The organism is Streptomyces sp. NPDC006923, from assembly GCF_040635655.1.
In the GTDB taxonomy this organism is placed as follows: Bacteria; Actinomycetota; Actinomycetes; order Streptomycetales; family Streptomycetaceae; genus Streptomyces.
Genome location: NZ_JBEYIF010000001.1, coordinates 624,083 through 649,824, shown reverse-complemented (window position 1 = coordinate 649,824; position 25,742 = coordinate 624,083). Strand labels below are relative to the sequence as shown.

The following is a 25,742-nucleotide window of genomic DNA, read 5'->3' as shown; positions in this document are numbered from 1 at the left end:
TACGCCTGGCAAGGATGCGACTCGTCGTGAACCAGGCGGCGGCGTGGTTCACGGGCCTGTCTGGCGCACCTGTTGCCGGCGGGCGCGGGAATTGCGGAGGTTGGCGATGTTCCCGCAGGTGCGGGCGTCATGCCACACGGCACTGGTGTTGCGGGAACTGTCCCAGAACGCCACACGGCACTCCGGGTTCCGGCACACCTTCAGCCGGCTCCATGTGCCGGCGAGCTGAGCGGCGTGGACCGCCAGCAGCACTCGCGCACGCAGGTCCGCCCCGCCCTCCCGCTCAGGTGCGAGCGAGACCGTGCCGTCCCCGGCCAGGATCGCGCGGACCGGCACCGCGATCCCGGCGTCCGGCTCCGATCCTTCAGTCGTGTCGTGATCACGCTGAATGAGCGCGCGCCGGAGGGCGTCGCGAAGCGTCTGCAGGTCGCGTAGGCCCGGCCGGTCGGCGGGCGTACCCACGGAGGCCAGCCAGGCGGCCGCGGTGTCCGGAGCGTCGAGCAAGTCGGGTGAGGACTGCGGGTTCTTCGGCAGCGCGGCGGTGTTGAGCAGGTTCTGCACAAGACCCAGTGGGCCCTCCGCCTCCAGCACGCTGAATCTGCCACCCATGGCTCACTCTCCTCCGCGCGACATGGCCATAAGCATTACGTCTGCGTACCCTACCGCCCGAAGGGAATCAAGTCACCTGATCCCCGAGTGGCAGCGACATGGGTATGAGGATTACGCTCATGTCATAGGCCAATGGGAAGGATATGCCGTGACCACATATATGGGCAGTGGTGAGGTGAGCACACACCGCACGGACTACACCCCGGACTGGCTGGGGAAGCTGGCGGAGGACGTGACGCTGGAGGCGGCCGTGATGAATGGCGTCGCCAAGGGGCCGGAGGCGGTTCGGTCGATCCTGTCGTTCGCGCGGACGCTCTACGACTACCAGGAGTTCAACGTCATCGGCCGGTACGGCGAGAGCGGCTTCGTCGAGGACTATGTGGCGACGGTGCGCGGTGAGCCGATCGGCAGCATCGTGGTAATCCGTTACAACGAAGCCGGCCTGGTGGGGAACATCGTCATCAACCACCGGCCGCTGCGCTCGGTGCTGCTGTGGTCCAGGATCATGGCCGAGCACTTCGCCGCGACCGAGTACGGCACGTTTTTCCTCCAGCCCGAGGACCTTCCGTACGCCGGTGGGCAGGAGCCGGTCCAATGAGCGGCGACCTTCGTTATGACGTCCACGTGTCCGGCATGTTCCCCGTCGCCGGGGGAGCGCTCGCAGACGGTTCACCCTCCCAGTGGTCGCCCCTGGCCCACACTCTGGTCCATGGCGCCGACGAGGCACTGCTGACCGATCCGCCGATCACCCGAGCACAGGCTGACGAGCTGATCGCCTGGGTCACCGGCCACGACGTGACGCTGAAGTACGTCTACCTCACTCACGGCCACGCCGATCACTGGCTCACCACCAACTACCTGCTCCGCGCCTTCCCCGAGGCGCAGGTCCTCACGAGCCGGGCCATCCTCACCCGGATCGCCTCAGAGACGCCCGGCGGGGCCGTGCCCGGCCTCTGGAGCACGCTGTTCGGCGACGCCGTCCCGGAGGCTCCGGTGACCGTGAACGGCACCGTGTTCCCCGCCGAAGGGGTACGCCTGGACGGGCGCGAGCTGTTGGCACACGAGGTCGGGCACTCCGACACCGACGAGACCTCCGTGCTGCACATCCCCTCGCTGGAACTCGTCGTCGCCGGAGACGTCGTCTACAACAACGTCCACCAATACGTGGCCGAAGGCCGTAACGGCGGCCTGGAGTCGTGGCACCGCGCACTCGACACCGTCGAAAGCCTCAACCCGCGTGTCCTCGTCTCCGGGCACAAGGACGCCCAACGGCCCGATCTCCCGTCGGATATCGGCGAAACCCGCCGCTACCTCGACGCGGCCGCCGAGATCATCGACGGCGCCACGGACCGGGCCGGTTTCTACGCCGCGGTCAAACAGCGCTACCCGGACCGGGTGAACCCGTACACGATCTGGCTCAGTGCGCTGCGCCTGTTCGAGGACTGAGGGGCAGGAGCATGCGTGTTCTCGTGGTGGGTGCCGGGGCGGTCGGTGGCTGCTTCGGTGCCCTGCTCGTGCGGTCCGGTGCGGAAGTGGCCTTCCTGGTCCGCGGTTCCCGCCTCACCCGGTTGGACTCCGAGGGCCTGCGGATCGCGGGCGCCGACGGGGCGACCAGCTCAGTGCCCGTGGTCACGATCAACGCGGCGGACCTCAAAGGCCACTACGACCTGATCCTGCTGGCCGTCAAGGGCACCGCGCTCACCGGCGCTCTCACCGATGTCGCTCCGGCGGCCGGCGGAAGCACGGCAGTGCTGGTGCTGCTCAACGGCATCCGCCACGTGGACATTCTCCGCGAGGCGCTCGGCGCGCGACGCGTTCTCGGCGGCGTTTCCCTCGCAGCCACCGAGTTGGGACCCGACGGGCTGATCCGCCAGGTCTCGCCGGGCGCGAGTGCACGAGGCCCACCTCGCCGACGTCACACCCTGAAGACGGCACACCCTGAATGCGGACAATGAACGGAACAGCGGCGTGATCGACCTCGAAACACTGCGGGTGCGGCTCTACCGGCAGCTCGCCCGCGAAGGCCGAGTGGCCACCAGCGACCGGATCGCCGACGAACTTGGCGTCCAGGCCGCCGAGGCCGCGGAAGCCTTCACCGCCCTCGCTCAGGACCGGCACCTCGTCCTCGACCACGAGGGACAGATCGAACTGGCTCACCCCTTCGGCACCCGTGACTTCGGGTTCTCCGTCAAGAGCGACTCCGTGCTGTGGTGGGGCGGCTGCGCCTGGGACTCATTCGCCATCCCGCACCTGGTGCCCGGCGCCGCTCCCGCGCTTGTCGCCACCGCCTGCCCCGCCTGCGGCACGGCGCACGCCTGGAACGTGCACCGGACCGAGCCGCCGGCCGGAGCCCAGGTCGCACACTTCCTGGTGCCGATGGCCCACGTCTGGGACGACGTCGTCCACGCCTGCGAGAACCAGCGGATCTTCTGTACGGAGGACTGCGTCGACACCTGGCTCATCCGTACCGGACACACCAGGGGCGAGGTGTTCAGCCTCACGAAGCTCTGGAACCTCGCCTCCGACTGGTACACCGGCCGCCTCGCCCCCGGCTACCGCCGCCGTGAACCCGTCGAAGCAGCCGCCTACTTCCGTGCCGCCGGCCTGGCCGGCCCCTTCTGGGGCAACTGACCGGCCCGGTGGACGACACCTGGCCGATGTGTTCAGTGGTGCGGGGCGCCGGGCCGGTGGAGTCGCGGACGACAAGTTCCGGGATGAGTGTTTCCTGACGCCTGGGGGCGCTCGGGTCGGCGATCCGGGTTCTGATGAGGTTCGCGGCCCGCCGGCCGATCTCCGTCTTCGCCGGAGCCATCGCGGTCAGGGGCACTTCGCACAGGTCGGCTACTTCATCGTCGTATCCGATCACTGAAAGATCCCGGGTGCGATGTCGTGGGCAGTTCCACTCCTCGCTCGACGAGGACCATGGGTATGGCGGATACTCCCGGGTTTTCGAGCCAGGGGTGCGGTCCGTCCCCGCCGAGCGTCGGAACCACGATCAGCCCGTCCGATCCCGATCGGGTCAGTTCCTCGACGGCCTCGTGCTTCGGCCCGGAGTCCCACTCCGTGCACCGCAGGATCATTCGGCAGCCGTGGCGGGAGAGTTCGCGCTCGATACCCGTGATGACACGCGGGTAGTAGTAGGTCAACGACGGCACGGCAACACCGACGGCGTACCCCGTGCCTGCCGCCGGAGAAACGGAGACATAGGTCCCGGACCCCTGCCGCCGGTAGACGAGGCCCTCTTGTACCAGCAGGTCGACCGCCCGGCGAACCGTGTTGACGCTCACTCCCTGGTCACGGGCCAACTGCTGCTCGGTCGGGAGCGGTTCCTTCGCCTGTGTCGTCCACCGTCCCGAGGCCGGCGGTGAGGCGCCGCGGGCCTTCGTCCGGCGGGAGACCGCCCATGAAGTCCTCGGAGGGGTCGCACCCGTGCGTCCGAGGACCTCATGCACGCGAGATCAGTCGTTCAGGATCGCCTTGGCGACCTCGTCGGGGTGGGTCAGCATGCCCTCGTGGGTCCCGGGCACCATGACGGGTTCGAGTCCCAGCCGCGCTGCGAACTCGGTGCCGGGCCGGGGGAGCGCGTGATCGTCCTCGCCGAGGATGTAGAGCGCGGGGATGCCGAGTTCGGCCACATCGGGCACGTCAAGAGCGTCCAGGAAATAGCCGCCGGGCTGCGGCGTCAGCAGATCCGCCACCAGACGCTGGGCCGCCTCGTCGACGTCCTGCATGAAGATGCCCTGGACGAACTGGAGAGTGGGCGGGATCGCACGGGTGGGGGACGCGTCGATCAGCCCCCGCAGCATCGCCGCGGCCTCCGGAGGATTGTCGTCCACCATCGACCTGCCGCGCACGGGAACCTGCGCGCTGTAGAAGACGACCCTGGATATGTTGTCCGACAGTCGGTGCGCCGCGCCGGCCAGCGGATATCCACCCCAGCTGTGACCCACCAGGGTCACATCGGTGAGACCCAGCCGCTGCACCTCGGACACCACATGGTCCACGGCGTCCTTGAGCCCAAGACCCGAGGGATCGTCACCATCGCCCAGGCCGGGCAGAGTGAGACAGATCGCACGGTGACCCGCGGCGCGCAGGCGCTCGGCCACCGGACGCCAGGACCACCCCCCGTGCCAGGCACCCGGGATCAGGACATACGTGGATTCTTTTCCGCTCATTTCATCCTCGCTCATTGAAGGTCTGGGCTCTGTGAAAGCAGCAAAAGCAGCAAAAGCAGCAAAAATGATAAAAAACGTTTGACGGCCGTCGTCCGAATCAGGTGAATCAGGTGATTCGCCGTCACCTGTGACGCGGCCAAGGGGCGTTACCCGGCCGGGCGGCGGTAGGCGCCGTACCACCAGATCCTTCCGAGTTCACGGGCCAGTGCGGCATCACCGCTCCCGTCGTCCACGCTGATGTGGTACGCGATGGCCTGGGCTCCGCCCCATACGATGACTCTGCTCGCGGCCACGGCATCGAGGTCGGACGGTGTCGCTCCGGCTTTCTGCTGCTCCAGAAGCGTCGCGAGCACGGCCTCGTCGAACCCCTCGAGGTCGGCCGTGTAGAAGTCCCTCATCTCCGAGTCGTAGGAAGCGACCTCTCGAACCGCGGAAAGCACCGGATGGTGTGCCCGGTGGAGAGCGAGTACGTCCTCGAAGAACTGCGTGTACCTGGCCGCGCCGTCCTCGCCCGCTCCCGGGTCCCACTGCCTGGCCAATGCCAGTGAGGCGTCCCTGACTCGCTCCGCGAGCCGCTTGAGGATGTCCGGCTTTCCCTGGAAATGCGCGTAGAACGTGGCCCGTGACACGCCGGCTTCTTCGATGATGCGCTGAACGCTGATCTCCGTGAAGGATTCACCGGCGCCGAGGAGTTTCTCGACGGACGAGAGCAGCTTTTCCGCTGTCGCCGCTGACCGCCGCTCGTGACCATCGTTCCGACGCCGCGTTACCGACGCCATGGTGTCCTCCCGGAAGGTCGCAAAGGGTGCTGCGCCGGCGGAATATCTGTTCGACAGGCCGCCCACGTGCAGTGTGCATCATATGCATACACTGTGTATGGACGGCCTGTCTAGTTTGGTGGAGAGAGTTCCGGCGCACCCCGGATCCCCCTGAGCGCGTATCGGCGGCAGGTGTGCGTGAGGCCCTACAGCCGAACGGTCATGCCGAAGTGGCGCGGGCGCCCAGCTCCTTCAGGACGGCCTGCGCCGCGGCGGCGGCAGAGGCGGGGTTCTGGCCGGTCACGAGGTTGCCGTCGACGACCACGTGCGAGGACCAGGCCGGTCCGGGCACGAAGTCGGCCCCGGCGGCCTTGAGGCGGGCGCCGATGAGCCAGGGGGCGTTGGCTGCCAGGCCGGTCAGTGTCTCCTCCTCGTCGGTGAAGGACGTCAGACGGCGCCCCTTGAACAGCCACTGCCCCTCCTCGTCGCCGGCCGGCAGGAAGGCTGCCTGGCCGTGGCACAGCGCTGCGACAACCTTCGACTGGTCGGGGAGCAGGGTCTGCAACACCCGGGCGACGTCCTCGTTGACGGCCAGGTCCTGCATCGGGCCGTGGCCACCGGGGATGAACACGCCGTCGAACGCGGTCGGGTCGATGTCCTCAAGGCGCTCCGGCGCGGCGAGCAGCTCCTTCACGCCCTCCAGGTACGCGCGCAGCTCCGCGGCCTTTTCCTCGTCTCCGTTGTTGGCCTGCGCGGTCAGGCTGAGTTCGTCCACGACGGCCGGGCGGCCGCCGGGCGTGGCCACGGTCAGTTCGACTCCCGCCTCGGTGAACGCCTTGTGCGGTTCCGCGAACTCCTCGCTCCAGAACCCGGTGGGGCGCTGCGAGCCGTCCTGCTGGCTCCACCTGGTCGCTCCGCTGAGAATCACAAGCAGTGATGACATGACTACCTCCGGTCGGAATGCGCGCGCCCCTGGTCGGCCCCTGCGGGCCCCGGCGTCGCGACGGCATGACCGTAACATGTTAGGTGCTGACGATCAGACGCAATGATCCTGATAAATTCGCAGCCAACTGTCTTAACATGTGATGCGCGGATGGGGGTACTGTAGGCTGTCACTCCAGGAGAGAGGTGCGTGACCATGCATCAGGCCGCAGCGGACCCGTGCCCGCCGTCCACGTGCGACAGTTCCGCCCTGCTCCTGGGATTCGTCAACACCGCGCCCCTGGCGGGCAGCCGGGACCGTCTGACGGGGCCGGAGGAGCTGTCCGCCTGGCTGGTTCAATCCGGCCTGGCCGCCGCCGACACGCCGGTGACCGGGGCGGACGTGGCCGCTGCCCGCGAGCTGCGCGACGCGTTCACCATGATTTTCCGGGCGCACTCGGGATGCGAGGACGGGGAAGCGGCACTGCCCGCCGCCGAGGGGTATCTCCAGCGCATGGCCCACCGTTATCCCCTCGCGCCGCGGCTCAGTGCGGACGGCTGTCGCCTGGTCCCGGCCCAGGACGGGGTCCTCGGCGGTTTCGGGGCGCTCTTCGCCGCAGGGGCCGACTTGGCCGCTCGTGGTGGCTGGGCCCGCGTCAAGATGTGCAAGAACCCGACGTGCTACACGGGGTTCTTCGACAAAACGCGCAACTCGTCGGGCCTGTACTGCAGCACGGCGTGCAGCACACGGATGGCGGCGCGGGCCTACCGCAGCCGCGTCAAGAACGCCTGACCCCGTCGAGAGGTGAGCTTCCGCGGCCTTCCGCGGAGGTGTGCGTGCTGCCGTCGACGGCGTCGCGGCAGCAGGGTCCTGCCTTCGCGGCGCCGTCGCGGCTGGGGTCAGGGGTTCGGCTCCCCGGCCGGGCCGACGGCGTTGGCGTCGGCGTTGCGAGCGTAAGCCGAACAGATATGACTCTTCCTGTTGATGGCCCACGCCAGGCTCCGTAGCGCCATATGCTAACGTGAAACGCATGTTACGTCGGCTGATTTGACGGTCGCGACATAAGGTGCAAATCTCTAGAGAGTCATCGCTGTCGGGCGGTGACATGTGGCATCGGGAGATTGGCCACCCCGCGACCTGCGGCGCAAGGAGCCAGGATCACGTGAGCGGCGTTTTGCGATCTTTCGATTATGTGGTGGTGGGTGGCGGGACGGCGGGATGTGCTCTGGCCGCACGCCTTTCCGGGCATTCCGACCTGAGCGTTCTGCTGCTTGAGGCCGGGCCGGCCGATGGCCCCCCATCGATGGCGGTGCCATCGAAGTGGCCCAGTCTTATGCGCGGCGAGGTGGACTGGGGTTTCACCACAGCCCCTCAGGCCGGGCTGGACGGGCGGGTGCTCCCCTATCCCCGGGGCAAGGTGCTCGGCGGTTCCGGTGCCATCAACGCGCTGATGAATCTCCGCGGACACCCTGCCGCCGTCGACGCCTGGAATATCGCCGGCTGGGGATATCAGGACCTGCTGCCCTATTACCGCCGCAGTGAACATACCGAGGGTCTCGACCCCGTCTACCGGGGCGAAGAAGGCCCGATGCGTCCGAGCGTGCCAAGGACACACCACCCGGCCGCCGAATCGGCATTCGATGCCTTTCGGGAGCTCGGACATCCGGTGTCGGACGACTTGAACGGGGCCAGGGCCGAAGGCGTCGCCTGGGTGGAGCTGACCGTGGCCGGGGGCGTGCGTCAGTCCGCGGCGGACGCTTATCTGCGTCCCCGTCTCGGCCGTTCCGGTCTGACCGTGCTCACGGGTGCCACGGCCCGGCGTCTGACGTTCTCGGGCACGCGCTGCACGGGGGTCAGCTACCTCCACGCCGGTACGGACTTCCACGCGGAGGCCGGGAGAGAAGTCGTGCTGAGCGCCGGAGCGATCGGCTCCCCGCACCTCCTGATGCTCTCCGGTGTCGGTCCGGCATCCGAGCTGCGCCGTCATGGCATCCCGGTCGTTCAGGACGTGCCGGGTGTTGGCGCCAACCTCTCTGATCATCCCTTGGCGGCGGTCGGCTACGCAGCCGGCCGCGATCTGCCGAACGGCGTCAACAACCATGTCGAGGTGCTTGCCGCGCTGCGCAGCAGCCCGGCTGTGACACGGCCCGACCTGCATGTCTTCTTTATGGACACCCCCGTTGCGGCAGCGGGATCGCACGGCGGTTACGGCATGCGGTTCAGCGTTCTGTCTCCGCACAGCCGTGGTTCCGTCACTCTCGCCTCGGGGGACCCCGCTGTGGCGCCTGTCATCGATCCGGCGTTCCTCACGGACGAACGCGACATGGACCGCATGCTCGCCGGCCTGCGCATCGCACGCGACGTGGGCATGACCGAGGCCATGCGCCCATGGCGTGACCGCGAAATCCTGCCCGGGGCATCCGTCACCGACCCCGACGAACTGCGTGCCTACCTGCGCGGCACAGTCGGCACCTACTTCCATACCGTCGGCAGCTGCCGTCTGGGCGACAGTCCCGACGCGGTCACCGACACCACCCTGCGGGTCCGGGGGACCGAGGGCCTGCGCGTCGTCGACGCGTCCGTCATACCGGCCCTGCCCGATGCCAATACCAATGCCACCGTCCTCGCGATAGCGGAAAGGGCGGCCCACCTCATCACGGGCCACCTCGGCACGGGTGAATGAGGACGAGCGCCTGTTGCTGCCGCGTCGCGATGACGGTCAGAAGGCAGCTCCGAAGGACCTCGATTTCCGAGGCCAGGACAGCCTGAAAAATATAAGAATGCATGGTCGAAAACGAATAACAGGAGATGGCTGTGAGTGAAGAAAAGGAAGTCGTGATACACCCTCGGGTGCGGACTATTGACGGCCTGTCTGTTCGTTTCGCGGAGAGCGCGGAGCGCACGGCGGGCCAGCAGGACGCCATCCTGTTGAGTCCTTGGCCGGAGAGCATCTTCGCCTTCAATCCGATATGGAATCGGCTGGCGGAGCACGCGCATCTTGTGGCCGTGGATCTGCCCGGGTTCGGTGGCTCCGAGCGTCGGGACGACCTGCTGTCCCCGCGGGCGATGGGTGAGTTCGTCCTCGGCGTCGCCGACGCATTCGGTCTTGAGAACCCCCACCTCGTGGGGCCCGACGTCGGAACATCGGCGTCGCTGTTCGCCGCCGCGGCCCAGCCGGGACGCCTGCGCAGCGTGGTTGTGGGGAGCGGGGGAGCCGCGGTTCCGCTTCAGTTGGAATCGGTGTTGAAGGAATGGGTCGAAGCGCCCGACCTTGAGCCGTACCGGAGCGTGGACGGCCGTCACATCGTGGCAGCCGCCATGGAGTACATCGAGGGTTACGCCATGCCCGTCGAAATTCGCGAGGACTACCTCGCCTCCTACGAGGGCGAGAAGTTCGCCGAATCCATGCGGTACGCGCGTACCTATCCGCAGCAACTGCCGATCCTTGGCGATCTGCTTCCGGAAATCCAGACCCCCGTCCAGATCATCTCCGGCAGCAATGACGCTGTCGTGCCTGCCGCGAACCCGGAGTTCCTGCACGGCAGGCTCCCGCACAGCCGGAGTGACTTCATTGACGTGGGCCACTTCGTCTGGGAAGAAGCACCCGACGAGTACGCGGCGCTGATTACCGCGTGGTGGGACGGCGGTTACAAAACGGTCTGAGATCAGCGGGCGACGCCACGGGCCCCCGACCCGTCAGCGGCACAGGTCTTGATCATCGGGAAGACCTCCGGCGCGGTGGAGCCGGCCGGTGTCCCACCGAGCCGGAGGTCTTCCGGTACCACCGTGGTGCGCCCGGGAGGGGCGTTGGGCTCCGTACCCCGCGCGGCGGGTGATCGCGGCTCCGACACCCGTTCCGGCCCCCGACGCCGGGGTTCAGGAGAGACGGTTTCTGAGATCCGGGTCGTCCTCCGCGGCGGGCAGCTCACGGTGCCCCTCGCTCCAGTGGTTGGACCAGCCGCACACCCCGCAGGCGTATCTGCCGTCGAGCCCCGCGATCAGGCAGCCGCAGCTTCTGCACTCCGACTCGGTGATCTGAGGACCGTGGTCCGGCTCCCGGGCGGGGTTCGGGTGGGACTCCGGCAGCCAGTCGCTCCGTGCGCTCATGGGCGGAGGTTATCGCCGTGGGCGCCGGAGCGTGGCCAGTCACGCCGGAGAACCGCCCGCGCCGCTCCCATCGGGGAGCCGGGGCGCGGCCCCGTGTTCGACGGATGCGGTGGTTTCGAAGGATTGGCCGGGTGCGGCGCGTGTACGTCGCTCCCCGGCCGTCAGGCGTTCCGGGGTGTGGCGGCGTAGGTGTACGGCGCGCTGACCCCGGCGCTGTGGTGGTCGGCCGCCGCCAGCGCCGCGGCGAGGCGGGCCCGTGGCTTCATGTCCAGGGCCGCCGTCACATGCAGCGCGCCGAGGGCCAGTTCGTCGCCGCATCCCACGGCCGCGTAACCGTCCGCCGGTTCTGCGACCTGGTAGTCGCTGTGGACGACGAACAGATGCCCCTGTACACCGACCAGGAAGGTGCCCGCCTCCTCCTGCTCGGAGTCCTTCTTCGCCCAGCCGCCTTCCTTCAGACAGGCACGCAGGGCGTCTATGAAGGTGGTCACCATGAAGCGGAGACGGCCTCTGCCGCCGGTGCCCGGGTCCGGGCGCCGGCCCGGCGTACTGCCGGTAGGTGATCCCGGCGGTACGGCGGGGACGGGCCGGGGGCCGGACCGTCCCCGGCACGGGCATCGTCAGCGGCAGCAGCACCGACACCGGCAGCAGCACCGACACCGGCAGCAGCACCGACACCGGCAGCAGCACCGACACCGGCAGCGGCAGCGGCACCGGCAGCGTTAGCGTCTGGACTCTCCGGTGCCGCTGGTGCCGCAGGGATAGCAGATGTACCAGCCGTCCTGGGTCTTCGTCATCTGGCCGCCGCACTTGGAGCACTGCATGGTGGCTTCCGTTCCGATGGATGGGTGGTGCGTTGACCCGGCCGCTGTCCTGGCATGGAGAGCGGCCGGGGCGGGCTCAGCGGGTCCGTTTCGCCGGGTCGGCGGGGTCGGGTGCGGAGCCGAGGGCCGCCCGCGCGAGCCGGCCCGGGCGGTTGTGCGTGCGGTCGCCCTCGGTGATGAGCGGCCCTTTCTACAGCAGGCTCACCCCGCGCCGGTGGCAGTGGGCGCCCGTCTCGTCCACGTAGGGGAACTCGCGCGCACCGCTGATACGAGCTGTCATCCTCTGGCCTCCCCTTCACTCCCGCGCGGTCGGCACGGCGGTCGGCGGGGCAGCCGACCGGTCAGCCGACCGGCCGGCCGGTGCGACGTTTCGCGCGAGGGCCGGTGCCGTCCCGGACGGCCCCGACGCCGCCCCGATGAGCCCGTGTCTGGCCCCCCTCACGGCACACGCCCCGGCACACGCCCCGGGTGCGGGCCTCCGCCGTGGACCGGCGCTCCCGTATCCTGGCCCGCCGGATGATTCCCTTCCCCGCGCGCCGCTCGGCCCGCGACCTCTCCGATCACCGGGAGCCCCCGTGCCGCCGCGTGTCCTCTATGTCAGCGATCTTGTGTACAAGGCCGGCGGGCGGCGGTACGGCGACGAGGACATTCAGCTCTCGGCCCGGCTGCGGCGGGACTTCGACATCGCGCTCTGTCATCCCCTCGACGCGGCGCGGCTGATGGGGGCCTTCGACCTGGTGGTGGTGCGCAACAGCGGGCCCGTGCTGCACTACCAGGAACAGTACGACGCCTTCCGGGAGCGTGCCCGCGCGGCCGGGGTCCGGGTCTACAACCCGCTCGACGGACGGGCCGACATGCTGGGCAAGCGGTATCTGGCGGAGCTGAGCGCCGCCGGGTACCCCGTCATACCGACCGCCGGCCGGCCCGAGGACCTCGGCCGGCTGCCCGAGGCCCGGACCTATGTCGTCAAGCCCCTGGCCGGCGCGGACTCGATCGGGATGGAGTTCGTCCCCGGGGACCGGCTCGCGGACATCGCCTTCGACGAGGCGCTGGTGCAGCCACGGATCGCGTTCCGCTACGAGGTCTCGTTCTACTTCGTCGACCGCGACTTCCAGTATGCCCTCTACGCGCCGGACCCCGAGCGGCGCTGGGAGCTGCAACGCTATGAGGCCGGCGCCACGGATCTGGAGTTCGCGCGGCGGTTCATCGACTGGAACACGCTGGACCACGGGATACAGCGGGTGGACGCCTGCCGGGCGCCGGACGGCGAGCTGCTGCTCGTCGAGCTGGAGGACCTCAATCCGTATCTGTCCCTGGGGCTGGTGGAGCCGGAGACCCGCGAGGCGTTCGCGGTGCGGATGACCGCGTCGCTCCGCGAACTGCTGCGCTGAGCCGGCCCGTACCAGATCGGCGGCCCGCCCGCGGCGCACACGTCGTATACGGCGGCCTGCCGGGCCCGGTCGCGGAGTTGTCGCCGTCCCCGGCCAGGTCCGGAGGGTACGCGGCCGACGGTGCGGGCCCCGCGCGGCCCGACCGGCGAACGTGGCTGCTCAGGGGGCGTACGGGCCTTCCGAGGCGGGGCTTCCGGGGCCCGCTCGGCCCCGTCCGATGGCCCGTCAGTAATTTGGCCATGACCTTGACAAATTAATTTCGTGTTGCCAGCATCACATCGCTCACCGCGGAACCAGAGAACTCCAACCCCCACACAAGGACCTCTGCCCCCACCGCAAAGCGCGACGGCGCGCGCCTTGCCTGACACATCCCCCCACCGCACGTCAGGAAGGAAGCTCCATGTCACTACGACCCCCAGCGTGGTCCAGACTCCTCACAGCGCTCGTGCTCGCCCTCACCGGCGGAGTCGCCGTCGGTACGGCGGCGTCCGGAGCGCCGAGCGAGATACCCGCCTCCGACTACCAGCAGGTCCAGCTCGCCTCCGGCGGGGCCGAGTTGGGCGAGGCGATGGGCCTCGCCGTACTGCCGGACCGGTCGGTCGTGCACACGGCCAGGGACGGCACGGTCCGGCTGACCGACGCCGCGGGCAACACCAAGGTCGCGGGCAAGCTGAACACCTACACCCATGACGAGGAAGGTCTTCAGGGAGTCGCCGCGGACCCCGGGTTCGCCACCAACCGCTATCTCTACCTGTACTACTCGCCCGCGCTGGACACCCCGCCCGGAGACGCCCCCGTCACCGGCAGCGCCGCGGACTTCGAACCGTTCAAGGGCCATCTCAATCTCTCGCGCTTCACCCTGAAGGCCGACGGCACCCTCGACATGGCCAGCGAGAAGGTCGTCCTCGAAGTCGCGAACGACCGAGGCCAGTGCTGCCACGTCGGCGGCGACCTCGACTTCGACGCGCAGGGCAACCTCTATCTCTCCACGGGGGACGACACCAACCCGTTCGAGTCGCAGGGATACGCGCCGATCGACGAACAGGCCAACCGCAACCCGCAGTTCGACGCGCAGCGCTCCTCCGGCAACACCAACGACCTGCGCGGCAAGGTCCTGCGGATCAAGCCGACGGCCGAAGGCGGCTACACCGTCCCGGACGGCAACCTCTTCGCCCCCGGCACCGCGAACACCCGTCCCGAGATCTACGCGATGGGCTTCCGCAACCCGTTCCGGCTCGCCGTCGACAAGCCCACCGGCATCGTCTACGTGGGCGACTACGGCCCGGACGCCGGGGTCACCGACCCCGACCGGGGCCCCAGCGGCCAGGTCGAGTTCGACCGGATCACCGCGCCCGGCAACTTCGGCTGGCCGTACTGCACCGGCACCAACACCGCCACCGAGTCGTACAACGAATACACCTTCCCCAGCGGCCCCTCGGGCGCGAAGTACGACTGCGCCGGCGGCCCCACCAACAACTCACCGCACAACACGGGCCTGGAGAAGCTGCCGAAGCCCCAGAACGCCTGGATCAAGTACGGCGGTGACGCCGGATCACCTCCCGAGTTCGGCACCGGCTCCGAGTCGCCGATGGGCGGACCCGTCTACCACTTCGACGCGGACCTCGACTCGGACGTGAAGTTCCCCGAGTCGCTCGACGGACGCTTCTTCGCCGGCGAGTACGGCCGTCAGTGGATCAAGGCGATCGAGGTGGGCGACGACGGCGGCCCCGGCACCATCGAGGACTTCCCGTGGACCGGCACCCAGGTCATGGACACGGCCTTCGGACCGGACGGCGCGCTGTACGTCCTCGACTACGGCACCGGCTCCGACAACCAGGCGCTCTACCGCGTCGAGTATCTCGCAGGCAGCAACCGCAACCCGGTGGCCCGGGCCGTCGCCGACAAGACCTCGGGCCAGGCACCGCTCGCCGTCGGCTTCGACTCGGCGGGAAGCTCCGACCCGGAGGGCGGCGCGCTCAGCTACTCCTGGGACTTCGGTGACGGCGCCACCTCCACCGACGCCAACCCGACCCACACCTACACCGAGACGGGGACCTTCCAGCCCACGCTGACGGTCAAGGACCCGGAGGGACTGACCGGCACCATCAGCCTGGTGGTCACGGTGGGCAACACCGCGCCCACCGTGAAGCTGACCACGCCCGGCGACGGCGAGCTGTTCTCCTTCGGCGACACCGTCCCGTTCACCGTCGAGGGCAGCGACCCCGAGGACGGGCCGATCGACTGCGCCCGGGTCAAGGTCACCTATCTGCTGGGACACGACAGCCACCAGCACCAGATCACCTCGGCAGACGGCTGCACCGGATCGCTGACCGTCCCGGCCGACGGTGAGCACGACAGCGCCGCCAACCTGTACGGGGTCTTCGACGCCGAGTACACCGACGCCGGCGGTCTGACCTCGCACAGCACCAGCGTCCTCCAGCCCAGGCACCGGCAGGCCGAGCACTTCTCGGACCAGTCCGGCGTCGAGGTGGCGGGCCACGGCAGCGCCGAGGGCGGCAACACGGTCGGCTTCACCGACGACGGCGACTGGATCTCCTTCGAGCCGTACGTCCTGGACAACGCGACGCAGTTCTCGGCGCGGGTCTCGTCGGCCGGACCCGGCGGCACGATCGAGGTACGGGCGGGGTCGGCCACCGGCACGCTGCTGGGCACGGCGACCGTCGAACCGACCGGTGACTGGGAGGAGTTCACGGATGTGACGGCGGCCCTGAGCAACGCGCCGGCCGGCACCACGGAGCTGTTCCTGGTCTTCAAGGGCCCGTCCGGCCAGGGCAACCTGTTCGACATCGACACCTTCAGCTTCACCACCGCGGACCGGGAGGCGAAGCGATGAGCAGCCGGTTCAGCCGTCGCGCACGGCAGGTGTCCTGCGTCCTCGCGGTCGCGCTGGGCGGCGCCTTCCTGGCGCCCGGTGTGACGGCGCAGGCCGCCGCCGACCCGTATCAGGTGCTCGTCTTCTCCAAGACGGCCGGATTCCGGCACGACTCCATACCGGCGGGCATCGCGGAGATCCAGGCCCTCGGCGCGGCCAACGACTTCACCGTCACGGCCACCGAGGACAGCGCGGCCTTCACCCCGGAGAATCTCGCCGGATACGAGGCCGTGGTGTTCCTGAGCACCACCGGCGATGTCCTCGACAACGCCCAGCAGGACGCGCTCGAAGCGTATGTCGACGGGGGCGGCGGCTACGCGGGGATCCACGCCGCCGCCGACACCGAGTACGAGTGGCCCGCCTACGAGCGGCTCGTCGGCGCCTGGTTCAAGAGCCATCCGGCGATCCAGCAGGCCACGGTCGTCAACGAGGACCGGACCCATCCGGCGACCTCGCACCTCGACCCGACCTGGTCCAGGACCGACGAGTGGTACAACTACCGCACCAACCCCCGGGCGGACGTACGGGTGCTCCAGAGCCTGGACGAAAGCAGCTACACCGGCGGCGAGATGAGCGGCGACCACCCCATCACCTGGTGCCACGCACAGGGCGCCGGGCGGTCCTTCTACACCGGACTGGGACACACCGCCGAGTCCTACGCGGACCCCGTCTTCCAGCAGGAGCTGCTCGGCGGGATCCAGTACGCGGCCGGAGCCGTGGCCGCCGACTGCACCCCGCGGGGAGGCGACGGCTGACCGCGGCCGGCCGAAGCAGGGCCGGAGCGGCGGTGTCTCCTCACGGGGGGCGCCGCCGCTCCGGCGCGCCGGGCCCTCACAGGTGTGTCTCCCAGGTCACCGTCGTACCGCGCTCGCCGGTGCCTGACTCCTCGCCGTCCTCACGCGGCCCGTCGTCCCTGACGACCAGCCGGACCCCGGCCCGGCCGTCGGGCAGTTGCGCCGCCGCGTCGATCCGTACCTCGATCGAGGTCACCCCGGGCCGCCGGTGCGCGGCGGCGAGGGCGCCGCGCAGTGCGGCCAGCAGCCGCCGGGCCGCCGGGTCGCCCACGACCGTGTCCACCGGCCCGGTGAACCGGACGGAGGGCCGGAAGCCCAGCAGGACCGCCGCGCCGCCCGTCTCGCGCAGTACCTTCCCCCGGAGGGTCGTCGGAGCGTCGGCCGGAGGCTGCTGGAGCGCGAAGATCGTGGTCCGCACCTCCTGGATGGTGAAGTCCAGTTCGTCGACGGCCCGGCCCAGCAGGACGTTCAGATCCGCGGCGCTCGCGCGCCGCCGGACCGACTCCAGCATCATCTCGGTGGCGAAGAGCCGCTGGACGACGAGATCGTGCAGATCGCGCGCGATCCGGTCGCGGTCCTCGTACACCGCGAGCTGCTCCCGGTCGTGCTGGGAGTCCGCCAGCACCAGCGCGAGCGCGGCCTGCGAGGCGAACTGCGTGGCGAGCAGCCGGTCCGCGGCGGTGTACGGACGGCCGCCGCGCCGGCGCGGCAGGGCGAGCGTGCCGATCAGCTTGCCGCCGCTCTGGAGCGGCAGCATCATGCTCGGTCCGAAGCGCACCCTCACATGCGTGGTCATCCGGGGATCGGTCGCCGAGTCGTCGATGAACACCGGTTCGCCGCCCAGCAGTTGGACCAGCACCGGAGAGCCGGGCTCGATGACGGCGCCGACGATGTCGCCCGGTTCGTCGGCGGTCGACGCGGCGACGATCTCCATCCCGCCCGCCGCGGTGGGCTGGAGGACCACGCCCGCGTAGGCGTCGGCGAGGACCCTGGCCGACTCGGCGACGGTGATCAGTGCTTCGTTGGCGTTCTGCCCGGTGAGCAGGGCGGTGGTGACGGCCGCGGTTCCCTCGATCCAGCGTTCGCGCTGCTGGACCGTCCCGTACAGCCGGGCGTTGGTGATCGCGATGCCCGCCTGTGAGGCGAGCAGCGACAGCAGGTTCTGGTCCTGATCGGTGAAGGAACCGGACCGCTTCTCGGCCAGATAGAGACTGCCGAGGACCTCCGGGCCCACCTGGACCGGGACGCCGAGGAAGGAACGCATCTCGGGATGGCCCGGTGGTATCCCGGCGGACCGTGGGTCGGTCGTCAGATCGTCGAGCCGCAGCGGCCGGGGGTCCTCGGTCAGGACACCGAGGATTCCGGTGTGGCCGTCGGGCAGCCGTCCGATGCGCCGGCGGTCGGCGTCACTCACACCCGCCGTGAACAGCTCGGTGACGCGCGCGCTCTCGGGGCCGATCACACCGAGGGCGCCGTACCGCGCTCCGGTGAGTTCGGTCGCGGTGTCGACAATGTGCTGGAGCGTGGCGCGTACTTCGGCGTCGGTGCCGATACCGAGCACGGCCTCCAGCAGCATGGGCAGCCGGGCCGCCGAGGCGGCGTCACCGGTGGGCCCGCGGGCTTCGCCGGCGCCCGAGCTCTCGTCGCTCATCGCGCCGCCCGCCTCGCTCTCAGCGAGTGCCGGCCAGTGGGTTCAGCACCAGCGGCTCGATCTTGCCTTCGAGCATCGCGCCGAGACCGAGCACGGCGCAGATGTCCGGGCGTTCCGCGATGACCACCGGCATGCCCGTGGCGTCCCGCAGCATCTGGTCGAGGCCGGGCAGCAGCGCGCTGCCGCCGACCATGGTGATCCCCCGGTCGGCGAGATCGGCCACCAGATCCGGCGGGCAGTCGCGGAGGACTTTGCCGATGCCGTCGATGACGGCGGTGAGCGGACTGTAGATCGCCTTCCGCACGGCGGTGGTGTCCACGAGCACCGAGCGCGCGACGCCGGTCGCCACGTCCCTGCCGTGGATCTCGGTCACCGAGGGGCCGTGGGGAGTGAGTCCACTGCCGCTGAGGGCAAGTTGCAGAGGGCGTACGGACTGGCTGGGCAGCAACAGCTCGTGCTGCTGGCGCAGATACTGGATCACCGCGTGGTCGATGGCGTTGCCGCCGACCGGGATGCGCTGTGCGGTGACGATCGAGCCCAGTGAGAGCACCGCGACCTGGGTGGTCGCCGCACCGCACATCGCGATCATGGTCGCGGTGGGCTGCTCCACCGGCAGCCCGCAGCCGACGGCGGCGGCGATCAGTGTGTCGACCAGTTCGACCCGGCGCGCGCCCAGGCCGACCAGCGTCTCCACGGCGGCGCGCCGGGCGAGCGGGTCGCTGTCGTGCGGCGTGGAGGCGGCGGCCCGCAGCCGGGGTTTGCGGCGGAGCTGGCGGCGGAGTTTGTCACCGAGGAGATGGCGGAGCATCCGCTGAGCCATCTCGATGTCGACAACGGTGCCACCGCTGACCGGGCGGCACACACGGATGTAGTCGGGCGTACGGCCGGTCATTCGCTCGGCGAGAGTGCCGACGGCGATGAGCGCACCGGTACGCGTGTTGACAGCGGCGGCGCTCGGCTCGTCCACGACGAGTCCGGCACCCTTCACAAAGACCCGGGTCCTGGCGGCCCCGAGGTCGACGGCGATATGGCAACGGCGCAACTGCTCAAGACTGACGGTCACGGCAGGATCTCCCGAGAACGCTGAAAGTGGTTCACCGGCGGAGGCCGGCCCTGTTCGAATCGTGCGCGGACGGGGACCGCCGCGCGCGTTGGGCTACGCCAGTCGGGCGTTCTCATCTGACGGACCGTTAGAAACGTTCCCGGAGAAGGTAGGACGGCGGCGCAATGCCGCATCCGTACCGGTCAGCGCGGGTGAGGGCGCCGCTCGGACCAGCGCTGGAGCAGCCCCCAGGTGAACTCCGCCACGCCCGGGCGTCCGCCGGGCAGGGTGAACGCCAACCCCAGCCGGGTCGGGGCGGTGCCCTCCAGTGGACGCGCGGGCGGAAAGGCCCGCGCGACTTCGTCCACGGTGCAGCACCAGGGGCGCAGGTCCCCGGCCGTGCGCAGCTCGGGGCCGGCCTGGCCGGGAGCCCGGACCAGCCATTCGTTCCAGACGGCTCCGCCGGGCGCGGCCATCACCTCGAAGCGCAGCCCGGGCCAGAGCGGTACGGGCCACAGCAGCGCGTCGCACTCCAGATCGCCGACCACCCGCCGGAAGGTCAGCTCGGGTTCGCCGAGGACGGAGCGGTAACGGGACAGCGACCCGCGGGCCCGGGGCGAGCGCACCATCGCCTGCCAGCGGCGATTGGCCTCCCGCATCTCGGTCAGTGAGGCGCCCAGTTCGCGCCGGGCCTCGTCGACCAGCTCCGGCTGGTGGTCGGCCATGCGGCGCAGCAGGACGAGCTGGAACTGAAGTGGCCCGAACGGCCCATGGGGGGTCATACCGCCATCCTGCCCGCTCGGACCGGAGTGGGCTGACACGCGTAGAAGTGAAGGTTCCACACAACATCCTCACAGTCTCGGCTATCCGAGGTGTCTCTTCGGCGCATAATCTGCGGGCGCCATGGACTACTGCCCCCAGTGCCGACGGCACCTCAACGGCGCGTTGGCCTGCGCCGGATGCGGTACCCCCGCCGAGGTGCTGCGGCAGCGCACCACCCCTCCGCCCGGATCGCACCACAGCGGCCGTCCGGACCACGAGGGCCGGCTCGGCCTGTCCGGGGCACGGCACGGGGAGCGCGAGGAAGAACACGCACCCGAAGGGCCCGAGGGCCCCGAAGAGTCCGCGGACACGGCGGAAGAGGTGTACGAGCTCTCCGGCCACGGTCCCGAACACGGCTCCGACCGGCGCCGCAGGTCCTCCCGCCGGAAGTCCCCGTCCCGTACGGGACCGCGCAGGGCGCGCAGCAAGCGGGGGCGCAGGGTGCTGATGGGAACGCTCGGGGTGGTGCTCGCGGTGGCCGCGCTGAGCCTGGCCCAACTGGCGATCGAGGCGCCGGGCGGGGGCAGGGACACCGCGGTCAAGGAGGAGACGCCCGTCGACTTCGAGGGCGGCCCGCGCGACACGGACCGTCCCGAGGCGTCCGGCGATCCCCGCCCTGTGGTGTCCTCCGGCCGGCCCGGCAGCGGATCGCCCGGTCCGGGTTCGGCCTCGGCTTCGGGTGAGGGCCCCGGTAGCGGCTCCGCCCAGGCTCCGGCCTCCGCGTCCGGCACACCGAGCGCCGGGGCCACCTCCTCGGACCGGCCGCAGTCGCCCGCTCCCGACGACTCCACGCCCGGGACCACCGGGCCGCCGGATCCGACGGACGGGCCCACCTCGGCCCGTCCGACCCCGACCGGTACCGCTCCCGGCGGTGAGGAGCCGCCCGAGCCGGAGCCGACGAAGACCTGCACCACCATTCTCTGGTTCTGCTTCTGATCCCCGCCCGCCGCCGCCGGAGCGGCGGTGCCCCGCGCTCGGCGGGAGCTACGGCACGGTCTCGCCCAGCATCCGCCTGAGCAGATCGCGCAGGATCCCGCGCTCCTCGTCGGAGAGTCCGGCGAGCGGCTCGCGGGCGAAGCCCAGCGCCTCCCGCAGCCGGGTGGCCGTCGCGAGACCCTTCTCGGTGGGCGCGGCGAGTTTCACCCGGCGGTCGGCCGGGTCCGGGCGCCGCTCGGCCAGCTCACGGGCTTCGAGCCGGTCCACTATGCCGGTGACATTGGACGGCTCGCACTTCAGCTTCTGCGCGATCCGGCGCATGGGCATGGGCTCCAGGGAGAGCAGTCCCAGGACGCGCGCCTGGGCGCCCGTCAGACCGTGCTCCGCCGCGGCCTGCTCGTACTCCTCGTAGTAGCGGGCCACGACGGTGCCGATGAGCTCGACGACCTCAAGGGTCAGGGGATCTATGCGTGCGGCGGCCATGTGTACCAGCGTAACGCTTTACTTGACAACATGAAATATCCAGGGCCATGGTTGTTTCAGGTGATGAAGCTTTCCGGCGTCGCCGTCGGCAAACCGTCTGAGGAGGCCCCGTACATGACCGCACTTCCCGTGTCCGGCCGCGAATGGCATCTTGTCGCCCGTCCGCACGGCTGGCCCGAGCCCGGAGACGTCGCGCTGCGTGAGGCCCCGGTGGCCGAGCCGGGCGAGGGCCGGATCCTGGTGCGCAATCTGTACTTCTCTGTCGACCCGTACATGCGGGGCCGGATGAACGACACCAAGTCGTACGCGGCCCCCTACGAGCTGGACAAGCCGATGTACGGTGGCGCGGTCGGCGAGGTCATCGCCTCGCGCGCCGAGGGCTTAGCCGTGGGCGACCATGTCGTGCACGCGCTGGGCTGGCGGGAGTACGCCGAGCTGCCGGCGGAGCAGGCCACCCGGGTGGACGCCGGTCTCGCCCCGCTCTCCGCGTATCTCGGGGTGCTGGGGATGCCCGGCCACACCGCGTACGCGGGCCTGTTCGAGGTCGCCTCCTTCCAGGCGGGCGACGCCGTCTTCGTCTCCGGCGCGGCCGGCGCGGTCGGGAGCCAGGCCGGGCAGTTCGCCAGGATCAAGGGTGCCTCCCGGGTGATCGGCTCGGCCGGCTCCGACGAGAAGGTCAAGCTGCTGATCGAGGAGTACGGCTTCGACGCCGCGTTCAACTACCGGAACGGCCCCGTCGGGGAGCAGCTCAAGGAGGCGGCGCCCGACGGCATCGACGTCTATTTCGACAATGTCGGCGGCGAACACCTCGAAGCCGCCATCGCCTCGTTCAACCCGCACGGCCGGGCCACGCTCTGCGGCATGATCGCGCAGTACAACAGCACCGAGCCGACCCCGGCCCCGCGCAATCTCGGCCTGACCGTCGGGAAGCGGCTGAGGCTCCAGGGCATGCTGGTGCGCGATCACGCCGCGCTCCGGCCGCGGTTCGTCAAGGACGTCGCGGGCTGGCTCGCCTCCGGTGAGCTCAAGTACCACGAGACCGTGGTCGATGGCATCGAGAAGGGCTTCGACGCCTTTCTCGGCCTGCTCCGCGGTGAGAACACCGGGAAGATGATCGTCAGCCTTGAGCGTTAGGCTGAACACAGACCGTCGCGGTCCGTGGGCGCGAGCCGTGGCGAACAACAGGAGGCACACACTTCATGACCATCCAGAAGATCGACGTCCTCTACACCGCCGTCGCCACCGCGGAGAACGGCCGTGACGGCCGCGTCTCCAGCGACGACGGCAAGCTCGACGTAGTCGTCAACCCGCCCAAGGAGATGGGCGGCAGCGGCGCCGGCACCAACCCGGAGCAGCTTTTCGCCGCCGGTTACAGCGCCTGCTTCCAGGGCGCGCTCGGTGTCGTGGCCCGCCAGGCGAAGGCCGACATCTCCGGCTCGACGGTGACAGCCAGGGTCAGCATCGGCAAGACCGAGGCCGGTGGCTTCGGCCTGGAGGTCGAACTCACGGCCAACATTCCGCATGTGGACGACGCGACCGCGAAGGAACTCCTGGAGAAGGCGCACCAGGTGTGCCCCTACTCCAACGCGACTCGCGGCAACATCAAGGTCGAGCTCTCCGTAGCCTGACCGCACGGCGCGCGGCGACACGTCCTGTGCGTCGCGCGCTGAGCACGGCGCCATGAGCCTGGCCGTGGGCCGGACCCGTACGGCGTACGGGTCCGGCCCACGGTGCTTCCGCTGTCCGGTCCTTCCGTCAGCCGGCCGAACCGCTCAGCAGCGCCCGCCCGAGCTGGGCGAACGCGCCCTTGGGATGGTCACGGAACAGCGGCTCCGTACCGAACATCACCACCGGCGTGCCCTGCGCGGACCTGCCACTGACGATCGATGCCTTGCCCGCCGCGTCCCCGGGACCCCCGGAGCCGTCGCTCTTCGCGCGCCAGTGGCCCGAGACCAGCGGATCGGCGATCGCGTACGACTGTTCCGTCCGCACCCCGGGCCCGAGGTCGGTGAACCACAGCGGCGAGTAGACAAAGGTGTGCGCGGGAGCGCCGCCGGTGACCGCGCCGCCCGCGTTGGCCACTCGGACCACACCGTTGGCGTCGCCGTTGCCGGCCACCGGCGCGGCGGCCAGCAGCCCCGCGGCGGTGTTGAAGGCCGCTCCCGTCGAGCCGAGCGTGACCAGCCCGGCCCCGCCGGCGAGGAAGCCGTCCAGCCCCTCGCGGGCGGCCGGGTTCAGAGCGCCGTACTGGAGCCCGGAGGAGACGTACAGGACATCCGCCGCCGACCAGTCGAAGCCCGCGTTCAGCGTTGCGGTCGACACCGGCAGCACCTCGAAGCCCATCTCGCGCAGCGCGAACTGTTCGCCGGGCGTCACCGCGGCGGCCACCCGAGTGCGGTGCAGCCTGGTCGTCCCCTTCTCCTTCGTGGCGGAGAAGACCACGCCGTAACGGTCGGCGAGGACCTTGGCCTGACGGCGGGCCGAGGTCGGCACGACCGCCGCGCCGTCCGCCGCCCGGCGGACCTTCACGCCCTGTCCGAGCAGGGAGTTGAGAGCGGCCAGCTCCTTCGGGTCGTCGAGCCGCAGCCGCAGATCACCGCGGCCGCCCGCCACCGAGCCGGTGGGGGAGGCGGCCAGGACCGTACGGCCGTCGAAGCGCACGCCGCCGTCCGCCTTCCGTACGGTGTCGACGCTCGCGCCCCACAGCAGTCCGAGGCTCCACCCGGAGATGTCGTACATCGTGGAGACGTCCGCGCTGATGTCGCGGCCCTCGGACAGGATCACATGGGCGATGCCGCGCTTGGGCTGGTGCATGTCGACGACGTAGGACCCCGCCGGATACGACCGTCCCGCGAGCCGGAAGGCGGCGCGGGCCTGGCGTACCCGCACGTCATTGGCGATGAGGTGGTCCACCAGCCGGGCCGCCGCGGTCGCGGAGCGCTGAGCGCCGCCGGCCGGGATGACATAGGCCCGGGGGAAGGACGCGGTGTACACGTCCTCGGGACCGATGCCCGGCACTCCCGGCACGGTCTTCTCGGACACCGGGCGCTGCGCCTCGCCCGCCGCGCCCCGCCGGAACGTCTCGATCTGGTCGGCGATCACCGACGTCCGGTGGTCCAGGGTGTAGTCGAGGGTCGCGCGCATCACCGCGCCCGCGATGTCCGTGTTGATCGCTGAGCGCCTGCGCAACTCCTCGACCGGCAGCGTGTCGTAGGAGCGGTTGTTGACGGTCATCGGGAACTCGACCGTGTGCGAGGCGACCGCGCCCTGGAACGGCATGTACTGCGGGGTGAAGATCGGCGGCCAGTCGTCCCAGCCCTCCTCCTGGTCGCGGAAGGGAATGACGGGCGGCTCGACCCCGTCCTTCGCGGAGGTGTAGCCGAGGTCGTTCACCGCCTTCTCCATGCCGAGGGCGTTGGCGTAGGCGTTCTTGAGAAAGAGGTCGTACTCGTAGTTCTCGCCGTGCGGCGGGGTGGTCGGCTCGATCAGCGTGCCATTGACATAGCCGTGCAGATCGAGCATGACGGCCGGCTGCTTGTCGATGGCGATCTGCCGGACCGCACGGGTCTCGGGCTGCGAGGCGGTGATGAAGTCGCGGTTGAGATCGAAGCCGTTGGCGTTGGCGCGGGTCCCGGCGATCCTGCCGTCCGGATTGGCCGTGACATTGAGGTAGATCCGGTTCCTGGCGAGCAGGTCCCTGGTCCTGCCGTCCTTCGCCTTTGCCAGCTCCTCGATGAGCCCCAGGGCCGCGTCGGTGCCCTCCCACTCATTGCCGTGGATGTTGTTGTTGATGAACACCGGCGTCTTGTAGGAGGACTTGATACGGCGGTCCTTGGCGGCCTCGGCGGGGGAGTTCTCGATCAGCTCACGCATCCGCTCCTGCTCGCCGGCCTCCCGCGCGCTCTCCGGCGCGGTGACGGTGACGAGATACAGATCGTGGCCGCCCGCGGACCGTCCCGCGACCTCCACACTGACACGACTGCCCAGCTCCTGAAGGGCGTTGAGCCGGGGCGCGAGCGAATGGTACGGAGCCAGACCGAGCTTGACCGACTTGTCGGCGGGGTTCTCGGGAGGCGCTTCGAGGACCGTACGGCGAGGGTAGCCGCCGTCCTTGCGCAGCGCCGGTCCCGGCGTCCCGGACATGGCGGCGGTGGCGGCGGAGGTCCGGCCGGCCTGGAGCAGGGCGGTGGCCGGGTCCCCGCTCTCCCGGACATGGCGCGGGCGCGAATCGTCGCGGCCGGGAACGGCGGATGCGGGGAGCGGGACGAGCAGCAGGCCACCTGCCGTGACGGCGGTCGCGAGCAGGACGGGTCTGGGTATCCCCATGCGTCTGAG

General features: G+C 70.0%; 24 protein-coding genes and 2 pseudogenes. 13 read left to right on the top strand and 13 right to left on the bottom strand.

Annotation, left to right across the window (positions count from 1 at the left end):
- Positions 1-48 precede the first annotated feature (48 nt).
- Positions 49-609 carry a CGNR zinc finger domain-containing protein gene (locus ABZ707_RS02955; protein WP_360166648.1) on the bottom strand — a complete coding sequence of 187 codons (561 nt, stop codon included), beginning with the start codon at positions 607-609 and terminating at the stop codon, positions 49-51.
- A gap of 148 nt (positions 610-757) precedes the next feature.
- On the opposite strand from ABZ707_RS02955, the gene ABZ707_RS02950 reads away from it, so the two are divergent.
- Genes ABZ707_RS02950 through merB form a run of 4 tightly spaced genes read left to right on the top strand, consistent with a single transcriptional unit; the run spans position 758 to position 3,240 of the window.
- Positions 758-1,207, top strand: a complete 450-nt coding sequence (locus tag ABZ707_RS02950) for a hypothetical protein (RefSeq protein WP_360166645.1) — start codon at positions 758-760, stop codon at positions 1,205-1,207.
- On the top strand, positions 1,204-2,055 hold the full coding sequence (locus ABZ707_RS02945; RefSeq protein ID WP_360166643.1) for an MBL fold metallo-hydrolase: 852 nt from the start codon (positions 1,204-1,206) through the stop codon (positions 2,053-2,055). Before ABZ707_RS02950 ends, ABZ707_RS02945 begins: the two co-directional genes overlap by 4 nt.
- 11 nt (positions 2,056-2,066) lie before the next feature.
- Positions 2,067-2,564: a 2-dehydropantoate 2-reductase N-terminal domain-containing protein gene (locus tag ABZ707_RS02940; RefSeq protein ID WP_360166640.1), complete on the top strand. Its 498-nt coding sequence runs from the start codon at positions 2,067-2,069 to the stop codon at positions 2,562-2,564.
- A gap of 13 nt (positions 2,565-2,577) precedes the next feature.
- A complete protein-coding gene (gene merB / locus ABZ707_RS02935; RefSeq protein ID WP_360166637.1) occupies positions 2,578-3,240 on the top strand; it encodes an organomercurial lyase in 663 nt (220 codons plus the stop codon).
- 115 nt (positions 3,241-3,355) lie between these two features.
- Here merB and ABZ707_RS02930 read toward each other — a convergent pair.
- The 5 genes and pseudogenes from ABZ707_RS02930 to ABZ707_RS02910 all read right to left on the bottom strand — a co-directional run.
- Positions 3,356-3,436 (bottom strand): annotated as a pseudogene (locus ABZ707_RS02930) (hypothetical protein); the annotation flags it as partial.
- A gap of 19 nt (positions 3,437-3,455) precedes the next feature.
- On the bottom strand, positions 3,456-4,061 hold the full coding sequence (locus ABZ707_RS02925) for a GntR family transcriptional regulator (RefSeq protein ID WP_360166634.1): 606 nt from the start codon (positions 4,059-4,061) through the stop codon (positions 3,456-3,458).
- Between the two features lie 6 nt (positions 4,062-4,067).
- A complete protein-coding gene (locus ABZ707_RS02920; RefSeq protein WP_360166631.1) occupies positions 4,068-4,784 on the bottom strand; it encodes an alpha/beta hydrolase in 717 nt (238 codons plus the stop codon).
- A gap of 146 nt (positions 4,785-4,930) precedes the next feature.
- Positions 4,931-5,563, bottom strand: a complete 633-nt coding sequence (locus tag ABZ707_RS02915) for a TetR/AcrR family transcriptional regulator (protein ID WP_360166628.1) — start codon at positions 5,561-5,563, stop codon at positions 4,931-4,933.
- 199 nt (positions 5,564-5,762) lie between these two features.
- Positions 5,763-6,485 carry a type 1 glutamine amidotransferase domain-containing protein gene (locus ABZ707_RS02910; RefSeq protein ID WP_360166625.1) on the bottom strand — a complete coding sequence of 241 codons (723 nt, stop codon included), beginning with the start codon at positions 6,483-6,485 and terminating at the stop codon, positions 5,763-5,765.
- 195 nt (positions 6,486-6,680) lie between these two features.
- Between ABZ707_RS02910 and ABZ707_RS02905 the strand changes: the two genes are divergently transcribed.
- The 3 genes from ABZ707_RS02905 to ABZ707_RS02895 all read left to right on the top strand — a co-directional run bounded on the left by ABZ707_RS02905 (position 6,681) and on the right by ABZ707_RS02895 (position 10,127).
- Positions 6,681-7,256, top strand: coding sequence for a CGNR zinc finger domain-containing protein (locus tag ABZ707_RS02905; protein ID WP_360166991.1), 576 nt, complete (start codon positions 6,681-6,683; stop codon positions 7,254-7,256).
- Positions 7,257-7,569: 313 nt separating this feature from the next.
- Positions 7,570-9,147: a GMC family oxidoreductase N-terminal domain-containing protein gene (locus ABZ707_RS02900; RefSeq protein WP_360166622.1), complete on the top strand. Its 1,578-nt coding sequence runs from the start codon at positions 7,570-7,572 to the stop codon at positions 9,145-9,147.
- Positions 9,148-9,314: 167 nt separating this feature from the next.
- Positions 9,315-10,127, top strand: coding sequence for an alpha/beta hydrolase (locus ABZ707_RS02895; protein WP_360166619.1), 813 nt, complete (start codon positions 9,315-9,317; stop codon positions 10,125-10,127).
- Between the two features lie 213 nt (positions 10,128-10,340).
- Here ABZ707_RS02895 and ABZ707_RS02890 read toward each other — a convergent pair whose 3' ends face one another.
- Both ABZ707_RS02890 and ABZ707_RS02885 read right to left on the bottom strand, forming a co-directional pair.
- Positions 10,341-10,571 (bottom strand): hypothetical protein, encoded by a 231-nt coding sequence (locus ABZ707_RS02890; protein WP_360166616.1) that lies wholly within the window; start codon positions 10,569-10,571, stop codon positions 10,341-10,343.
- 161 nt (positions 10,572-10,732) lie between these two features.
- A complete protein-coding gene (locus ABZ707_RS02885; protein ID WP_360166613.1) occupies positions 10,733-11,065 on the bottom strand; it encodes a hypothetical protein in 333 nt (110 codons plus the stop codon).
- Between the two features lie 905 nt (positions 11,066-11,970).
- On the opposite strand from ABZ707_RS02885, the gene ABZ707_RS02880 reads away from it, so the two are divergent.
- From ABZ707_RS02880 to ABZ707_RS02870, 3 genes and pseudogenes are all read left to right on the top strand, one after another.
- Positions 11,971-12,786 carry a hypothetical protein gene (locus ABZ707_RS02880; RefSeq protein WP_360166610.1) on the top strand — a complete coding sequence of 272 codons (816 nt, stop codon included), beginning with the start codon at positions 11,971-11,973 and terminating at the stop codon, positions 12,784-12,786.
- A gap of 400 nt (positions 12,787-13,186) precedes the next feature.
- Positions 13,187-15,640: a PQQ-dependent sugar dehydrogenase gene (locus tag ABZ707_RS02875; protein WP_360166607.1), complete on the top strand. Its 2,454-nt coding sequence runs from the start codon at positions 13,187-13,189 to the stop codon at positions 15,638-15,640.
- A pseudogene (locus ABZ707_RS02870) lies at positions 15,637-16,413 on the top strand (ThuA domain-containing protein); the annotation flags it as partial. The gene ABZ707_RS02875 and the pseudogene ABZ707_RS02870, both read left to right, overlap by 4 nt.
- Before the next feature lie 97 nt (positions 16,414-16,510).
- On the opposite strand, the gene ABZ707_RS02865 reads toward ABZ707_RS02870, so the two are convergent.
- The 3 genes from ABZ707_RS02865 to ABZ707_RS02855 all read right to left on the bottom strand — a co-directional run bounded on the left by ABZ707_RS02865 (position 16,511) and on the right by ABZ707_RS02855 (position 19,948).
- Positions 16,511-18,049 carry a GAF domain-containing protein gene (locus ABZ707_RS02865; RefSeq protein ID WP_360166988.1) on the bottom strand — a complete coding sequence of 513 codons (1,539 nt, stop codon included), beginning with the start codon at positions 18,047-18,049 and terminating at the stop codon, positions 16,511-16,513.
- A 94-nt stretch (positions 18,050-18,143) separates the two neighbouring features.
- Positions 18,144-19,187, bottom strand: coding sequence for a rod shape-determining protein (locus ABZ707_RS02860; protein ID WP_360166604.1), 1,044 nt, complete (start codon positions 19,185-19,187; stop codon positions 18,144-18,146).
- 182 nt (positions 19,188-19,369) lie between these two features.
- Positions 19,370-19,948 carry a hypothetical protein gene (locus ABZ707_RS02855; RefSeq protein WP_360166601.1) on the bottom strand — a complete coding sequence of 193 codons (579 nt, stop codon included), beginning with the start codon at positions 19,946-19,948 and terminating at the stop codon, positions 19,370-19,372.
- A gap of 121 nt (positions 19,949-20,069) precedes the next feature.
- Between ABZ707_RS02855 and ABZ707_RS02850 the strand changes: the two genes are divergently transcribed.
- Positions 20,070-20,924: a hypothetical protein gene (locus ABZ707_RS02850; RefSeq protein ID WP_360166598.1), complete on the top strand. Its 855-nt coding sequence runs from the start codon at positions 20,070-20,072 to the stop codon at positions 20,922-20,924.
- 48 nt (positions 20,925-20,972) lie between these two features.
- On the opposite strand, the gene ABZ707_RS02845 is transcribed toward ABZ707_RS02850, so the two are convergent.
- Positions 20,973-21,407 (bottom strand): MarR family transcriptional regulator, encoded by a 435-nt coding sequence (locus ABZ707_RS02845; protein WP_360166595.1) that lies wholly within the window; start codon positions 21,405-21,407, stop codon positions 20,973-20,975.
- Positions 21,408-21,521: 114 nt separating this feature from the next.
- Here ABZ707_RS02845 and ABZ707_RS02840 point away from each other — a divergent pair, with 114 nt between their 5' ends.
- Positions 21,522-22,541, top strand: a complete 1,020-nt coding sequence (locus ABZ707_RS02840; protein WP_360166592.1) for an NADP-dependent oxidoreductase — start codon at positions 21,522-21,524, stop codon at positions 22,539-22,541.
- A gap of 65 nt (positions 22,542-22,606) precedes the next feature.
- A complete protein-coding gene (locus ABZ707_RS02835) occupies positions 22,607-23,035 on the top strand; it encodes an organic hydroperoxide resistance protein (RefSeq protein ID WP_360166589.1) in 429 nt (142 codons plus the stop codon).
- A 127-nt stretch (positions 23,036-23,162) separates the two neighbouring features.
- On the opposite strand, the gene ABZ707_RS02830 is transcribed toward ABZ707_RS02835, so the two are convergent.
- The gene (locus ABZ707_RS02830; protein ID WP_360166586.1) at positions 23,163-25,733 is read right to left on the bottom strand and encodes a M14 family zinc carboxypeptidase; all 2,571 of its coding nucleotides are present in this window, start codon (positions 25,731-25,733) and stop codon (positions 23,163-23,165) included.
- Positions 25,734-25,742: the final 9 nt, after the last annotated feature.

What these genes read in the sequence shown, in the direction of transcription:
- ABZ707_RS02955 (WP_360166648.1), bottom strand. Translation starts at nt 609, where the DNA reads ATGGGTGGCAGATTCAGCGTGCTGGAGGCGGAGGGCCCACTGGGTCTT.
- ABZ707_RS02945 (WP_360166643.1), top strand. Translation starts at nt 1,204, where the DNA reads ATGAGCGGCGACCTTCGTTATGACGTCCACGTGTCCGGCATGTTCCCC.
- ABZ707_RS02940 (WP_360166640.1), top strand. Translation starts at nt 2,067, where the DNA reads ATGCGTGTTCTCGTGGTGGGTGCCGGGGCGGTCGGTGGCTGCTTCGGT.
- ABZ707_RS02920 (WP_360166631.1), bottom strand. Translation starts at nt 4,784, where the DNA reads ATGAGCGGAAAAGAATCCACGTATGTCCTGATCCCGGGTGCCTGGCAC.
- ABZ707_RS02915 (WP_360166628.1), bottom strand. Translation starts at nt 5,563, where the DNA reads ATGGCGTCGGTAACGCGGCGTCGGAACGATGGTCACGAGCGGCGGTCA.
- ABZ707_RS02910 (WP_360166625.1), bottom strand. Translation starts at nt 6,485, where the DNA reads ATGTCATCACTGCTTGTGATTCTCAGCGGAGCGACCAGGTGGAGCCAG.
- ABZ707_RS02905 (WP_360166991.1), top strand. Translation starts at nt 6,681, where the DNA reads ATGCATCAGGCCGCAGCGGACCCGTGCCCGCCGTCCACGTGCGACAGT.
- ABZ707_RS02900 (WP_360166622.1), top strand. Translation starts at nt 7,570, where the DNA reads ATGTGGCATCGGGAGATTGGCCACCCCGCGACCTGCGGCGCAAGGAGC.
- ABZ707_RS02890 (WP_360166616.1), bottom strand. Translation starts at nt 10,571, where the DNA reads ATGAGCGCACGGAGCGACTGGCTGCCGGAGTCCCACCCGAACCCCGCC.
- ABZ707_RS02885 (WP_360166613.1), bottom strand. Translation starts at nt 11,065, where the DNA reads ATGGTGACCACCTTCATAGACGCCCTGCGTGCCTGTCTGAAGGAAGGC.
- ABZ707_RS02875 (WP_360166607.1), top strand. Translation starts at nt 13,187, where the DNA reads ATGTCACTACGACCCCCAGCGTGGTCCAGACTCCTCACAGCGCTCGTG.
- ABZ707_RS02865 (WP_360166988.1), bottom strand. Translation starts at nt 18,049, where the DNA reads ATGCTGCTGGAGGCCGTGCTCGGTATCGGCACCGACGCCGAAGTACGC.
- ABZ707_RS02855 (WP_360166601.1), bottom strand. Translation starts at nt 19,948, where the DNA reads ATGACCCCCCATGGGCCGTTCGGGCCACTTCAGTTCCAGCTCGTCCTG.
- ABZ707_RS02850 (WP_360166598.1), top strand. Translation starts at nt 20,070, where the DNA reads ATGGACTACTGCCCCCAGTGCCGACGGCACCTCAACGGCGCGTTGGCC.
- ABZ707_RS02845 (WP_360166595.1), bottom strand. Translation starts at nt 21,407, where the DNA reads ATGGCCGCCGCACGCATAGATCCCCTGACCCTTGAGGTCGTCGAGCTC.
- ABZ707_RS02840 (WP_360166592.1), top strand. Translation starts at nt 21,522, where the DNA reads ATGACCGCACTTCCCGTGTCCGGCCGCGAATGGCATCTTGTCGCCCGT.
- ABZ707_RS02835 (WP_360166589.1), top strand. Translation starts at nt 22,607, where the DNA reads ATGACCATCCAGAAGATCGACGTCCTCTACACCGCCGTCGCCACCGCG.
- ABZ707_RS02830 (WP_360166586.1), bottom strand. Translation starts at nt 25,733, where the DNA reads ATGGGGATACCCAGACCCGTCCTGCTCGCGACCGCCGTCACGGCAGGT.